The following is a 13,884-nucleotide window of genomic DNA, read 5'->3' on the forward strand; positions in this document are numbered from 1 at the left end:
GGTCAGGACGGTGTGCCCGTACCTCCGGTCGATCCGGCCGCGGCCGGTTGCCGTGATTTCCTGGTGAGCGGCCACAGCGCCGCGAATACGACGACGCCGAAGGCCCCGAGGGCGATGGCGATCTCCGTGGTGTGCTTCCAGTAGCCGGAAAGCAGCAGCGCCGCGGGAATGACTCCGGTGACCCAGCCCTCGATCGCCGTCACCCAGCCGACATAGTCGGACAGCGCCGTTTTCTTGAGGCCGAGCAGCAGGAAGAACAGGAACCAGAGGAAGGACCAGTAGAGCCAGATGGCTCCGAACGGATAGTCCCTGAACAGGTGGAAATTGGCGAACGAATACCCGAGGGCGACGATCGCGACAAAGAGGGAGTAGTAGCCGACACAGATGTTGTCGATGCCGGCGAGCAGGACGATGCCCACGTAAAGGTAGGTGAATCCGAACAGATAGATCCCGGACGCCGCCAGGATCTTCATCTGGTCGCCGCCGGCCGTGAAGATGAGATAGGTCGGGGTCAGTACCTGCAATGCACCCACGAAGAGGTTGAAGACCGCCGCGGACTTGGGATCGACCCTCCCCAGCAGCAGCAGTCCGTTCATGAACAGCACCGCACCGACAAAGAGCAGTCCCACGTTGCTCACGGGGACGCACCTCCTCGGTCCGCATGGGGCGGAATCGCCCGCAGCCCGCCCTCAAGGTCGCGGCAACCGCGACAACGCGGGGTGCGGGCGCCGGACAGGCGCCCGGCCCGGCGGCAGTTCGGACACGACTTCCGGGGCATCGCGGGACTGCTCCTGCCGGTCGTGCAGGGCGGCGACCGCGTGCGGGGTCGTCGCGAGGCCGGGCGCGGAGAACACACGTCGTGCGGTGCCCGAGCACGCGGGGCAGCCGTGAACGGGGGGCGCAGTCCCGATCGCCGTTTTCACGTCGAAGGGCCCGCAACGGCTGCAAAGATATTCGTAGGTTGCCATCACCACTCCGCATGTAGGCGGACGCCGGTCAACCCGAGGGCGTGGCCGGCATTCGCCTGCGCCCACGTCCCAGTGCCGCTCTCCTTTCAAGTGGACGACTCGCCCATCCGTGCGTCAAGTGGAGGGCGCAAGGGGCGCTTGAGGGCATTGCGGCGGCGTTCGGAACCGGCCGGAAAACAAGATCACCGTTGTCGGCCGGTTCGGTCGCCGTCCGCGGGGAAAGGTCACCGAGGGATTTTCTCCGTGACCGTCGTACCTCGCCCGGGTGCCGAGATCCGGTTCGGCCCACCTCGATGGCGCCGAGCGCCATGGCGGTGACCGATCGTCCCGCGCACCGCGCGGATCACGGGTTCAGGCCTGTTGTGAGTCGACTCACGCCGAATTCGCTGGACGGTTTCGATTCGGACCTTTAGGTTCCGTAAACAGGTCATTTTTTTCTTATGCGGAGGCACCGGCGCCGCGCATGCCGTTGTGCGAGAAAAGGCGAACGCCGGAAGGGCGGATCAGTGAGCAATATGGACGCCGTATGGGTACGTGGCGTGAACGGCATTCAGTTGCATCACGTGACCGACCTTCAGGACGCCGGCAGGTTCCTCGGCAACGCGGCGATGGCCCTGCGGGCCGCGCACGTGAGGACCGGCGGCGAGCGGTACTCCGGTCTGGCCGCCGAGCTGAAGAGCCTGGTGGAGCGAGTGCGGGAACTCGAGGACGAGGCCAGGTCGACCATGCACGACCTGCACGCCACCGACCCCGAGCGCTTCGCCCGCTGCCGGGACGGTCACGAGCCGTGGCCCGGCGAGATCCCGGCGGGGTTCATCCCGCGCCACACCTGCAAGGACGAATGCCTGTACCACGACCGCGGCGTCGTCGAGGCCCTGATGCAGTGCACCTGCGGCCGCCCGCCGTGCCAGGCATGCGAGATCGGCGGCAAGCTCTGAGAACCCGGAGCGCGGGGCGGCACCCTTCCGCGGGTGCCGCCCCTTCGTTTTTTCCAGGTCCGGCAGCAGCGGCCGTGGCGGGGGCCGAAGCCGCGTGACCCGCTGTCGTCGGGCCCGTTGTCAGTGGCCTGCGGCATGATGCAGGGCATGTGACGGCCCGTCCGACCGGGGGTTTTCGAGGCCGTCGGTCACAGGGGGAGGGGTGCCGTGCGCAGGCCGGTCACAGGCGAGGTGCACGTCGCCTACGGTCAGATCTACGTCCAGAGCGATCCGGACAGCGCCAACCCGGGACTCTCCGAGGCGTTCGCAGGCCAGCACGGAGGGCTGTGCGGGGCCGCGGTCCCGGGTGCGCTCTGGCTGAGCACCGGACTGCACACGGGAAACGTCGGCTTCGTCGTGGAGGTCTACGACGAGGAGCCTGCGCTGGACCGCGTCTGGGAGGACGTGGTGGAGGTGTCCTTCCACCCGGTGTCGGAGCGCACCGGTTTGGTGCAGTGGGCCGGCGAGGCCGTGTGGGATCTGGATCTCGCCCGGACCGACTACCGGGTGCGGTACTGCGCCCGGGGGATGGACGAGGGACGGAGGCTCGACACCAGAGTCTCCGGGGAGCCGCAGGCGGACAGCTACCTTCTGCAGTTCTGGCCCGCGCCGCCCCGCCCGAACCGGGTGATCCGCCAGACCTCCGGGATCGCCGCGTACTGGCACCGCTACGCGCGCGAACTCCCGCCACCGCCCGCACCCGAGCAGCGAGCCGAGACCGAACGGCTGGCCCGCCAGGCGGCGGAACGGGCGGCAGAGGAGCGACGACTGCACCACCGGCGATGGGAGTGGGGCGGACGGCTGCCGAGCGAGGGGCTGCACGGCGTCGGCGGCAATGTACGCGGTCTGCTCCGCTTCGACAGCGACCTGGTGCACGCTCTCGACGCCGCGGATCCCGAAGCCCGGCGTGCGGTGGCGCAGCTGGCCGCTCACCGGGCCTGCGAGGCGGCCGGATCGGCCGACGTGCCGTGGGTCGCCCAGGCACTCACCGCGTTGACGCGGAGACGCCCGCTGCCGCCGCCGTTCGACGACTCGGGCCGGATGTGGGAGACCCTGCGCTCCGACCCGCAGGTCCCGAGGCGGTCGGTGCGCGAGGCGGTACCTCCCGAGCGACCGCCGTACTGCCCACCGGCTTCCCCGGCGGCGGCCGGGTGGACGACCCTCCCGGCCGCGGAGTCGGGAGGCGACCGGCCGACGCGGCCTGGCCTCGGCCGGGCACTGGGCACGCTCGTACCGACAGGCTCCGCCGGCCGGAGTGCGCCGCCGAACGCAGGCCTCGGACAAGGCGCCGCCGTGGTGGTGCACGCCTCCGGCAAGCCGCGCGGCCCCCGGCGGATCTCACAGCCGCACTTCGCTCTTCCCGCTGTGCTCGCCGCCGCCGAACCCGCCCCGCTCAGGGCGGCACTGGACGCGGTGTGGCACGCGGTCAACACGTACGGAGAGCATTACCCGGAGCTGCTGGTGGAGATCCGGTCGGCATGCGCCGAGCAGGTGGGGGAGCACGCAGACCTGCCGTCCTGCCGTGGTGCCTTCGGGTACGGGGCGTCGAGCTCCGGCAGCATCGAGCCCGAGTGAGCCCGGCGGTCGCCCATCAGATCGACCCACTGATCTTTGATGCGTTCCCGGGCACACCCGTCACCGGGGACGGCGCGGCCGTCGCGCTCGTACCGGCCGACCGGGACGCGAACCGAGACGGACAACCGGAGGGGCGGCACCCCTTCTGGAGGTGTCGCCCCTTGTTTCACCTGTTCAGGCAGGTAGAGGCCGTGGCGGGGATCGAACCCGCGTAACTCGCTTTGCAGGCGAGTCCCTGAACCACTCGGGCACACGGCCGGAATCAGGTGCGGCACGGCTCACTCGTTCCGACCTGACGCATCGACCGTACGGTCGGGCGGAATACGGGCTCAAGGGAATCGCCGGCGCTGCAACGGGACTGCCACACGCCGTTCACGAACGGCGGGTCGTACGACCAAGGTCTCACTCCGGCACCGCCTCCGGACAGGGGCCAAACCCTGCCGAGCCCCTTACCCTGACCTGCATGGCAGCCCTGGACCCCCGCGACACCGACGTCGCCGACACGGCCCTGTCCGGTTCCCCGGACGGCACCGTCGGCGTGCTGAGCCGTCCGTACCGCGCGCTGAGCATCGGCATCGTCTCCGTCGTGCTGCTCATCGCCTTCGAGGCGACTGCCGTCGGCACGGCGATGCCGGTCGCGGCGCGGGAGCTGGACGGGCTGTCGCTGTACGCGTTCGCCTTCTCGGGCTATTTCACGACGAGCCTTTTCGGCATGGTGTTCGCGGGCCAGTGGTCGGACCGCAGCGGCCCGCTCGGTTCGCTGGCCTGCGGCATCGGCGCCTTCGCCGCCGGGCTGCTGCTGGCGGGCACGGCGGGGTCGATGTGGCAGTTCATCCTGGGCCGGGCCGTCCAGGGCCTCGGCGGCGGACTTGTGATCGTCGCCCTCTACGTCGTCGTGGGCCGCGCCTACCCGGAGCGGCTGCGCCCGGCGATCATGGCCGCGTTCGCGGCGGGCTGGGTCGTCCCGTCCGTGGTGGGCCCGCTGGCCTCGGGCGCGGTGACGGAACAACTCGGCTGGCGCTGGGTCTTCCTCGGCATCCCGGTACTCGTGGTGTTCCCGCTGGCACTCGCACTGCCCAGCATCCGGCGCTCGGCGAACGGTCCCGCCGAGCAGGCCGACGCGGCTCCCTTCGACGTCCGCCGCCTGCGCCTGGCCTTCGGTATCTCGCTGGGCGCGGGACTCCTCCAGTACGCGGCCCAGGATCTGAGCCCGTTGTCCCTCCTGCCCGGTGCCGTGGGCGCCGCCCTGCTGGTCCCGGCGGTGCTCGGACTGCTGCCCCGCGGCACCTATCGCGCGGCCCGCGGGCTGCCGTCCGTGGTGCTGCTGCGCGGAGTCGCGGCCGGCGCCTTCATCACGGCGGAGAGCTTCGTCCCGCTCATGCTCGTCACACAGCGGGGACTGTCCCCGACCCTGGCCGGGTTCTCGCTCGCGGCGGGCGGCGGCACCTGGGCGCTGGGGTCCTACGTCCAGTCGAGACCGCGTCTGGAGCCCTACCGGGAGCGCCTGATGACGCTCGGCATGATCGTGGTCGCCGCCGCGATCGTCACGGCACCCAGTGTGCTGATCCACGCGGTCCCCGTCTGGACCGTCGCCGTCGCCTGGGGGTTCGGCTGCTTCGGCATGGGCCTGGTCATCTCCTCGACCAGCGTCCTGCTGCTGCAACTGTCCGCTCCCGAGGAGGCGGGGGCGAACTCGGCGGCGCTGCAGATCTCCGACGGTCTCTCCAACGTCGTCCTGCTCTCGGCGGTCGGCGCCGCGTTCGCCGCCCTCGGCGGCGGTTCGATCGCCCCCTCCGCGGCGGAGGCGAGCGCCTCCGGTTCCCACCCGGCCGCCTTCGCCGCGGTGTTCCTGCCGATGATGGCGGTGGCGCTGGTGGGCGCCTGGGTGACGACCCGGCTGCGGGCGCGATGACCCCTGCGCGGCCGAAACCCCGTGGTCCCGATGATCTGTGACCCGTGTCGCACCCGGGCCGGAAGCCGCGGCGTCGCCCCGAGTGGCGGGTGGGTCCACCGGTAGGGTGGCCCGGTTGTCATACACAGCCGAGCCCGGCCCGACCGTCGACGACCCCCGCTGGTCCGACACGCCGGACGCGGACCCTTTGAGCGCCGACCGAACCGGAGACCGTGACTACCACCGCCGCCAGCTCCCCCTCCTCCCCCTCGCACCACCTCTCTCCCGCCTTCCCCGGCCGCGCTCCCTGGGGCACCGCCGGCAAGCTGCGCGCCTGGCAGCAGGGAGCGATGGAGAGGTACGTCCAGGAGCAGCCGCGTGACTTCCTCGCCGTCGCCACGCCCGGCGCCGGCAAGACGACCTTCGCGCTGACGCTCGCGTCCTGGCTGCTGCACCACCACGTGGTGCAGCAGGTGACCGTCGTCGCCCCGACCGAACACCTGAAGAAGCAGTGGGCGGAGGCCGCGGCGCGCGTCGGCATCAAGCTCGACCCCGAGTACAGCGCCGGACCCCTCAGCCGGGAGTACCACGGCGTCGCCGTCACCTACGCGGGCGTCGGGGTCCGGCCCATGCTGCACCGCAACCGGGTGGAGCAGCGCAAGACCCTGGTCATCCTCGACGAGATCCACCACGCGGGCGACTCCAAGTCCTGGGGCGAGGCCTGCCTGGAGGCGTTCGAGCCGGCCACCCGCCGGCTCGCCCTGACCGGTACGCCGTTCCGCTCCGACACCAACCCCATTCCGTTCGTGGCGTACGAGGAGGGGAACGACGGGATCCGCCGGTCGGCCGCCGACTACACCTACGGATACGGGTCCGCCCTTGCCGACGGGGTCGTGCGCCCGGTCATCTTCCTCTCCTACAGCGGCAACATGCGCTGGCGTACCAAGGCGGGCGACGAGATCGCCGCCCGGCTGGGCGAGCCCATGACCAAGGACGCCGTCAGCCAGGCCTGGCGCACCGCCCTCGACCCGCGCGGCGAATGGATGTCCAGCGTGCTGCGCGCCGCGGACCAGCGTCTGACCGAGGTCCGCAAGGCCATCCCGGACGCCGGTGCCCTCGTCATCGCCTCCGACCAGGAGGCGGCCCGCGCCTACGCGAAGCTCATCCGCGACATCACCGGGCACCGGGCGACCCTCGTCCTGTCCGACGACGCGGGAGCCTCCGACCGCATCGACGAGTTCAGCCACGGCGACGACCGCTGGATGGTCGCGGTGCGCATGGTGTCCGAGGGCGTCGACGTGCCCCGGCTCGCCGTCGGGGTGTACGCGACCACCATCTCCACCCCGCTCTTCTTCGCCCAGGCCGTCGGCCGTTTTGTGCGGTCCCGGCGTCGAGGCGAGACCGCGTCGGTGTTCCTGCCGACCGTCCCGGACCTGCTCACCTTCGCCAACGAGATGGAGGTCGAGCGCGACCACGTCCTCGACAAGCCGAAGAAGGGCGGCGAGGACGAGGACCCGTACGCCGAGTCCGAGAAGGAGATGGACGAGGCCAACCGGGAGCAGGACGAGGACACCGGTGAGCAGGACATGCTGCCGTTCGAGGCGCTGGAGTCCGACGCCGTCTTCGACCGGGTCATGTACAACGGCGCCGAGTTCGGCATGCAGGCCCATCCCGGCAGCGAGGAGGAACAGGACTACCTCGGCATTCCGGGCCTTCTCGAGCCCGAGCAGGTGCAGTTGCTGCTGCAGAAGCGGCAGGCCCGGCAGATCGCGCACAGCCGCAAGAAGCCGGACACGGAGGCCGACCTGCTGGAACTGCCCGCCGAACGGCGGCCCGTGGTCACCCACAAGGAATTGCTGGAGCTGCGCAAGCAGCTCAACACGATGGTCGGCGCGTATGTGCACCAGAGCGGCAAGCCGCACGGCGTGATCCACACCGAACTGCGCCGGGTGTGCGGCGGCCCGCCGAGTGCCGAGTGCACCGCCGGCCAGCTGCGCCAGCGCATCGCGAAGGTCCAGGAGTGGGCCACGCGCATGAAGTGAGCGCGGATACCGCCCCGATGGGCGGGCGGTATCCGGTCAGCGGTGCGTATCGCCGCAAAACGAGCGAGTGACTCCCCGCCCCTGACCGGATTCTGGACGGAGCCTTCCGCTGAGCGGACCGGCTCGCTAATGTCCCGCTACGCACACGCCCCGTGGCAGCTCCGCCGCGGAGCGCAGCCGTGAAGCGACTGGGCCCGGGATCCGCCGGGCCGCCGGCCGATCGGCGGCCTCTGGAGCGCGGCGTCGACGGGACTCGGCGCCGCATCCGCCGCGACCGGGCCGCCGTCTCACCACTAAGGAGTGGGCGTCGTGACCGCGGAGACCTCCCAGACGCTCGATCGGGGCCTCAGGGTCCTCAAGCTGCTCGCCGACACGGACCACGGGCTGACCGTCACCGAACTGTCCACCAAGCTGGGCGTCAACCGGACCGTGGTGTACCGCTTGTTGGCCACGCTGGAGCAGCACTGCCTGGTCCGCCGTGACCTGGGCGGCCGTGCCCGGGTCGGGCTCGGTGTGCTGGGCCTCGGCCGTCAGGTGCATCCGCTGGTACGGGAGGCCGCGCTGCCCGCGCTGCGTGCGCTCGCCGAGGACATAGGGGCCACCGCGCACCTCACGCTGGTCGACGGGTCCGAGGCCCTGGCCGTCGCCGTGGTCGAACCGACATGGACGGACTACCACGTGGCGTACCGGGCCGGATTCCGCCATGCGCTCGACCGGGGAGCCGCCGGCCGGGCCATACTCGCCGCTCGCCGGCAGCCGGTCACCGACCCCGGATACACGCTCACCCACGGGGAGTTGGAGGCCGGCGCGAGCGGTGCGGCGGCGCCGTTGCTCGGGGTGAGCGGGATAGAGGGCAGCGTCGGGGTCGTGATGCTCTCGGACGCGGTGCCCGACCGGGTGGGGCTGCGGGTGGTGGACGCCGCTCGGGAGGTGGCCGAAGCGCTGCGCTGAGTGCCGGGCGGCCGCCCTCAGCGTCCTTCGCCGGTGTCCGTCGCCGTCCTCAACTGCAGCCACAGCACCAGCCGTTCGTCGGGATCGTCCAGGTCGACCCCGACGTGCCGCCGCACCTGCCGCAGTCGGTAGCGGCAGGTGTTGGGGTGCACCGCGAGCCGCTCCGCCGCGCCCGCCATGTCGCACCCGGCCTCGAACCACGCCAGCAGGGTGCGCGCGTACTCGGTGCCGTGCCCGGCGTCGTAGGCCTGCACCTTCTCCCCGGCCCCCGTGCGCAGATCCCGTTGCCCGTCCATCACTTCGGCCAGCCGCAGCAGGGTGATCCGGGGCCGCACCCCGCTCACCGACGCGACCGGCAGTCCCGGTCCGAGCACCCGCAGCACGACATCCGCGTCCCGGCGTGAGGCGACCGCATCGGCGGCCGAGGGCACGATGTCACCGAGTCCGGCCCGAACCGGTACCCGCAGCGCCTGCCCGGCCCGCCGCACGATGTCCTCGGCCAGCCGCAGATGCCGCTCCTCATGGCCGCGGCCGCGACCTGCGCCGCGTTCCGCCGGAGCGGGCAGCAAGGCGTAGACGACCCCGTCGAGGAGCACACACGCGTGCCGTCCGTAGCGGGACTCGCACTGCAGCCTCACGAGGTCCAGCAGCCGCAGCACGGTCTGTTCGTCGTCGGGCGCGGAGACGGTGGCGTCCGGGACGAACGCGGCCACGCGTACCGGTTCCGGTCCGAGCCGCTGGGCGGCGGCCGGGTCGGCGGTGCCGTCGAGGAGACGGCGCAGCAGATCGCCGTCCTGATGCCGGGCCAGCTCGCGGGCGGCGCGCACCCGCAGCAGGAGCAGCGCCGCCGTGGACGCACCCTGCGCCAGCGCCTTCCCGGCATCGGGTGCGAGCCGGCCGTCGTCGACGACCCAGAGCGAGCCGAGGGTCTCGCCCCCGGCGCGCACCGCGACCGCCAGCCGTGGCAGGGCGCCCGCGAGTGCCGGCAGCCGCACCGGACCCGGCGCGGCGAAGACGGTCCGGTACTGCTCGGTGTTCTGCGGGCTCCCCGGCACCCGGAGCCCGAGGATGCCCTGGCGGCGGTCCTCGTCCGTCACCTGTCCGGGCACCGTCGAGTACGCGAGGATGCGCTGCCGGGGGTCCTCGACGGTGGTGGCCCCGCCGACGGCGGCGGCCACGGCGTCGGCGAGCGCGAACAGCTCGCCTCGTGCGTCCCCCGGGCCCGTGGCCGCCGGGCGCGCCCCGATCGCCGAGGCCAGCAGCAGGTGCACCCGGTGCCAGGCGGCGTCCTCGTCCACGGACAGCAGCGCGATCCCGGCCTCCTCAGCCTCCTCGACGGGCCCGTCCTGACCGCGTACGACGAGCCCGGCCATCCCGGCCTCGGCGGCGGCCCGCACGAGCGGTCCGGCGGAGCGGGCGCGCACGCCCACCGCGAGCAGCAGCGCACCCGGCACGCGGGGGACAGGGGCGTGGGCGTCGTGGAGCAGAGCCTCGGTGACGGGCACGGTGAGTCCGGAGGGCGCGGTGTGCAGCCGCACGGAGGGTTCGCCGACGACGTCCAGCAGATCCCCGAGGGAGTGCGCGTCCACGGGATGCCTCCTCGGTCGTCGGCCGATCCCCTCAGGACCGGTCGTTGGCCGATCCCCTCAGGACCGTACGCAGGTTTTGGCGTCCCGCACAACGCGTGTCCCGGCATGCGCCCCGAGACTCGACCCATGACAGCAGAGACGGACCTGTCCGCGGCCCACTCGGGCGCGGTGCGGCTCGCGGAGGAGACGGCGCGCACCGCGGGCGTCCACCTCCGTACCGTGCACGATGTGACCGGCCTCGCCGCCGTGGCCGACTACTTCTGCGACGTCTGGCGCACTCCCCGCACCAGCCCGCCCCTGCCCGCCGAGGTGCTGCACAGCGTGGTCCACGCGGGCGGGGCCGTGCACGCCGCGTACACCGTCGAGGGGGAGCGGCTCGCCGGGGCCTGCGCCGCCGTCTTCGGCCCGCCCGCCGACGCGGACGCGTACTCCCTGCTGGCGGCGGCCGACCGCGGCGTCGGCCACCCGCTGAAGCAGGCGCAGCGCGCCTGGCTGCTGGAGCGGGGCGCCCGCGTCCTGCGCTGGACCTTCGACCCGCTGGTCGGCCGCAACGCCCGCTTCAACCTGGTCAAACTGGGCGCGACCGGGACGGAGTACCTCGTCGACTTCTACGGTCCGATGGCCGACGGAGTGAACGACGGCGACGAGAGCGACCGGCTGGCCGTCCTGTGGGACCTGCGGACGCCCCGGCGGGCCGGTGGGAGCGCGGACCGCACCGTCGCGCCCGGCCCCGGACCGGCCGGGATGCCCATGGCGCCGGACGGGGCACCGCTCGCCCGGCGCTCCGCCGACGGCGGGCAGCTGTGGTGCCGTGTGCCGGAGGACGTCGTGGCCCTGCGGGCCGCGGACCCCACCCTCGCGCTGCGCTGGCGGCACGCCGTCCGGGAGGTGCTCGCGGAGGCATTCGCCGAGGGGTTCCGGGCGACGGGCATGTCCCGGGACGGCTGGTACACGCTCACCCGAGAGGAGCACTGCCCGGTATGAGACTCGAACGTGCCGAGATCGTCCATGTGGCGATCCCGCTGGTCACCCCGTTCCGCACCTCCTTCGGGACCATGACCGCGAAGGACACCTTCCTGCTCCATGTGGTCACCGACGCCGCAGAGGGGTGGTCCGAGTTCGCCGCCGACCCCGAACCGCGGTACTGCTCGGAGTTCGCGGCCGGCGCCGAGATCGTTCTGCGCGACTTCCTGCTGCCGCGGGCCGCCGCGCTGCCCCGGCTGACGGCGGCCGCACTCGCCCCGGCGCTGGCGCCGGTCAAGGGGCACGAGCTGGCCAAGGCCGCCCTGGAGACGGCCGTCCTCGACGCTGAGCTGCGCGCGTACGGAATGTCGCTCGCGACCTATCTGGGGGCCGTGCGGGACCGGGTGCCGGCCGGGGTGTCGGTCGGCATCAGGGACTCCGTGCCCGAGCTCCTGGACGACGTCGAACGCCATCTGGCCGAGGGCTACGTCCGGATCAAGCTGAAGATCGAACCGGGCTGGGACCTGGAACCCGTCCGGGCCGTGCGCGAGCGGTTCGGCGACGAACTGCCGCTCCAGGTCGACGCGAACACCGCCTACACGCTTGCCGACGCCGAACACCTGCGGAAGCTGGACGCGTTCGGGCTGCTGCTCGTCGAGGAGCCGCTCGAGGAGAACAACCTGCACGCCCACGCCCTGCTCCAGCAGCGTCTCACCACCCCCGTCTGCCTGGACGAGTCCCTGCACAACGCCCGTGACACGGCCTCCGCCATCGCCATGGGCGCCTGCCGGGTCGTCAATGTGAAGCCGGCGCGGGTCGGCGGCTATCTGGAGGCCCGCCGCGTGCACGACGTGGCTCATGCGCACGGGGTGCCGGTGTGGTGCGGCGGCATGCTCGAGACGGGGGTCGGCCGCGCCGCCAACCTGGCCCTGGCGGCCCTGCCCGGCTGCACGCTCCCCGGGGACACCTCGGCGTCCGCACGCTACTTCGCCGAGGACCTGACCGAGCCCTTCGTGCTGCGGGACGGCCATCTCCCGGTGCCCTCAGCCCCCGGGATCGGCGTGGAGCCGCTCCCGGAGGCCCTGCGGCGCTTCACCACCGGGCGGAGCGCCCTGTACGGGGGCTGACCGGCACCCGGCCGGACGCCACCGTCACGTTAGATTGATCCCGTGCTCTCTCGTCTCTCGCGTCCCAAGGCCGTCGCCGTCTGCGCCCTGCCCGCGGCGGCCCTGTTCGCCACGGCCGCGGCCGCGCCGCTGCCGTTCTCCGTGGCGCAGCCGGGGCTGACGGCCAACGTCCTCGGTGCGAACAAGGGCGCTCCGGTGATCACGATCACCGGTACGCCCACCCGCACGACGAAGGGTCAGCTGCGGATGACGACGATCGAGGCGACGGGGCCCGACGCGCACGTCTCGCTCGGCGACGTGGTCGACGGCTGGCTCCGCACGGACCGCGCGGTGCTGCCGCGCGACGCGGTCTACCCGAGCGGTGACACCGTCAAGGAGATCGAGCGGCACAACTCCGAGCAGATGAGGCAGTCCCAGGACGCGGCGACCCGGGCGGCGCTGAAGTACCTGGATGTGAGCGACAAGAACGTCAAGGTCACGCTGAAGCTCGCGGACGTGGGCGGGCCGAGCGCGGGCCTGCTGTTCACGCTCGGGATCATCGACAAGCTGCACGGCGACGGCGCCGGCGGCGACCTCACGGGAGGCCGCACCGTCGCGGGCACGGGCACCATCGACGACGCAGGCAACGTGGGAGCCGTCGGCGGTGTCGCGCTCAAGACGCAGGCCGCCCGCCGTGACGGCGCGACGGTCTTCCTGGTCCCGAAGGCGGAGTGCCCCGACGCCAAGGCGGAGCTGCCGAAGGGGCTGAGGCTGGTGCCGGTGACCACGCTGGACGGCGCGGTCGACGCCCTGGTGGCGCTCGAGCGGGGGAAGGGCTCGGTACCGAGCTGCTAGCCGGCGGCGGTGACGGGCGGGTCCTCGGCGCGCACCGGCCGTGGGGTCCTCAGTCCCGCTCCCCGAAGCGGGGCCGCACCAGGAGTTCCGCCACCGACACCAGCCAGTCGAGCAGCAGCGCGAGAGCCACCGTGAGGATCGAGCCGAGGGCCAGCACGGGCACGCAGCGACGGGTGAGCCCGGTGGTGACCAGTACGCCCAGACCGCCGCCGCCCCCGAGGGCCGCCAGCGTCACCGTGCCGACGTTCAGGACCAGGGCCGTGCGCACGCCCGCGAGGATCAGCGGGACGGCCGAGGGCAGTTCCACCCGGGCCAGCACGCCCAACGGGGACATGCCGACGCCGCGCGCGGCCTTCAGGAGCGCCGGATCGTTCGCCTCGAGTCCCGCGATCGTCGTCGCCAGCACCGGCAGGACGGCGTAGACGGCCACGCCGAGCAGGACCGCCTTCGCGCCGGTGCCGAGCCAGAGCACCGGCAACGCCGGCAGACCGAGCACGGGAACCGCACGGCCCAGGGTCGCGATCGCCGACGCCACGGGTGTGGCCCTCCGCAACGACGCGCGGGTGAGCAGGATGCCGAGCGGGATCGCGACGACCAGCACCAGGACCGTGGCGATCGCGGTCAGTCCGATGTGCTGCCACAACGCTCGCGTGACCCGGCCGTGCGCCATGGCGTCCCGTGCGACGGGGTCCAGATGGACGCGCCGGAAGAGGGCGAGGGTCGTGAGCAGGGCGATCACCAGCGCCAGCGGCAGGCAGGTCAGCTTCTGCCAGGAGATCCAGGGCGTCACCGGAGGATTCGGCCGGACCGGCATCCTGGCCTTCTTCTTCTCCCTCACCTGGGACGTGGTCACATCCGCCTCTCCTCCGGTTGTGCCGGTGCCGTGACCGGTGCCGTCTGCGCCCCCGGGGCGGTCGGCCGCCCGGGGAGCAGGCGGCAGGCGTCCAAGAGCAACGGATGGTGGGGG

At 72.4% G+C, this 13,884-nt stretch carries 12 protein-coding genes and 1 tRNA gene; 8 read left to right on the forward strand and 5 right to left on the reverse strand.

Annotation, left to right across the window (positions count from 1 at the left end):
• Positions 1-2 precede the first annotated feature (2 nt).
• The gene (locus tag ACSHXN_RS25065) at positions 3-638 is read right to left on the reverse strand and encodes an AmiS/UreI family transporter (RefSeq protein WP_355129072.1); all 636 of its coding nucleotides are present in this window, start codon (positions 636-638) and stop codon (positions 3-5) included.
• 51 nt (positions 639-689) lie between these two features.
• The gene (locus ACSHXN_RS25070) at positions 690-968 is read right to left on the reverse strand and encodes an FmdB family zinc ribbon protein (protein WP_355129367.1); all 279 of its coding nucleotides are present in this window, start codon (positions 966-968) and stop codon (positions 690-692) included.
• Between the two features lie 515 nt (positions 969-1,483).
• On the opposite strand from ACSHXN_RS25070, the gene ACSHXN_RS25075 reads away from it, so the two are divergent.
• A complete protein-coding gene (locus tag ACSHXN_RS25075; protein WP_355129369.1) occupies positions 1,484-1,906 on the forward strand; it encodes a hypothetical protein in 423 nt (140 codons plus the stop codon).
• Between the two features lie 207 nt (positions 1,907-2,113).
• Positions 2,114-3,520, forward strand: coding sequence for a hypothetical protein (locus ACSHXN_RS25080; RefSeq protein WP_438303733.1), 1,407 nt, complete (start codon positions 2,114-2,116; stop codon positions 3,518-3,520).
• A 186-nt stretch (positions 3,521-3,706) separates the two neighbouring features.
• Here ACSHXN_RS25080 and ACSHXN_RS25085 read toward each other — a convergent pair.
• Positions 3,707-3,778 (reverse strand) — tRNA-Cys (locus tag ACSHXN_RS25085).
• A 205-nt stretch (positions 3,779-3,983) separates the two neighbouring features.
• Here ACSHXN_RS25085 and ACSHXN_RS25090 point away from each other — a divergent pair.
• The 3 genes from ACSHXN_RS25090 to ACSHXN_RS25100 all read left to right on the forward strand — a co-directional run bounded on the left by ACSHXN_RS25090 (position 3,984) and on the right by ACSHXN_RS25100 (position 8,404).
• Positions 3,984-5,432 carry an MFS transporter gene (locus tag ACSHXN_RS25090; RefSeq protein ID WP_438303734.1) on the forward strand — a complete coding sequence of 483 codons (1,449 nt, stop codon included), beginning with the start codon at positions 3,984-3,986 and terminating at the stop codon, positions 5,430-5,432.
• Between the two features lie 212 nt (positions 5,433-5,644).
• On the forward strand, positions 5,645-7,453 hold the full coding sequence (locus ACSHXN_RS25095; RefSeq protein ID WP_355797803.1) for a DEAD/DEAH box helicase: 1,809 nt from the start codon (positions 5,645-5,647) through the stop codon (positions 7,451-7,453).
• 309 nt (positions 7,454-7,762) lie between these two features.
• Positions 7,763-8,404, forward strand: a complete 642-nt coding sequence (locus ACSHXN_RS25100; RefSeq protein WP_355129080.1) for an IclR family transcriptional regulator — start codon at positions 7,763-7,765, stop codon at positions 8,402-8,404.
• A 17-nt stretch (positions 8,405-8,421) separates the two neighbouring features.
• On the opposite strand, the gene ACSHXN_RS25105 is transcribed toward ACSHXN_RS25100, so the two are convergent.
• Complete coding sequence (locus ACSHXN_RS25105; RefSeq protein ID WP_356291748.1) at positions 8,422-9,993, reverse strand: PucR family transcriptional regulator; 1,572 nt, start codon at positions 9,991-9,993, stop codon at positions 8,422-8,424.
• Between the two features lie 126 nt (positions 9,994-10,119).
• Between ACSHXN_RS25105 and ACSHXN_RS25110 the strand changes: the two genes are divergently transcribed.
• The 3 genes from ACSHXN_RS25110 to ACSHXN_RS25120 are packed head-to-tail and all read left to right on the forward strand — an operon-like array spanning position 10,120 to position 12,917.
• Positions 10,120-10,977 carry a chorismate synthase gene (locus tag ACSHXN_RS25110; RefSeq protein ID WP_438303735.1) on the forward strand — a complete coding sequence of 286 codons (858 nt, stop codon included), beginning with the start codon at positions 10,120-10,122 and terminating at the stop codon, positions 10,975-10,977.
• Positions 10,974-12,083 carry an o-succinylbenzoate synthase gene (gene menC, locus ACSHXN_RS25115; RefSeq protein ID WP_355129086.1) on the forward strand — a complete coding sequence of 370 codons (1,110 nt, stop codon included), beginning with the start codon at positions 10,974-10,976 and terminating at the stop codon, positions 12,081-12,083. The genes ACSHXN_RS25110 and menC overlap by 4 nt, the downstream gene beginning before the upstream one ends.
• Positions 12,084-12,125: 42 nt before the next feature.
• Positions 12,126-12,917: a S16 family serine protease gene (locus ACSHXN_RS25120; RefSeq protein WP_355129088.1), complete on the forward strand. Its 792-nt coding sequence runs from the start codon at positions 12,126-12,128 to the stop codon at positions 12,915-12,917.
• A gap of 49 nt (positions 12,918-12,966) precedes the next feature.
• Here the strand turns inward: ACSHXN_RS25120 and ACSHXN_RS25125 are convergent, their stop codons facing one another.
• Positions 12,967-13,770: an ABC transporter permease gene (locus ACSHXN_RS25125; protein WP_383353938.1), complete on the reverse strand. Its 804-nt coding sequence runs from the start codon at positions 13,768-13,770 to the stop codon at positions 12,967-12,969.
• Positions 13,771-13,884: the final 114 nt, after the last annotated feature.

Origin of the sequence: Streptomyces sp. HUAS TT11 (assembly GCF_051553595.1) — a bacterium.
Lineage (GTDB): Bacteria > Actinomycetota > Actinomycetes > Streptomycetales > Streptomycetaceae > Streptomyces.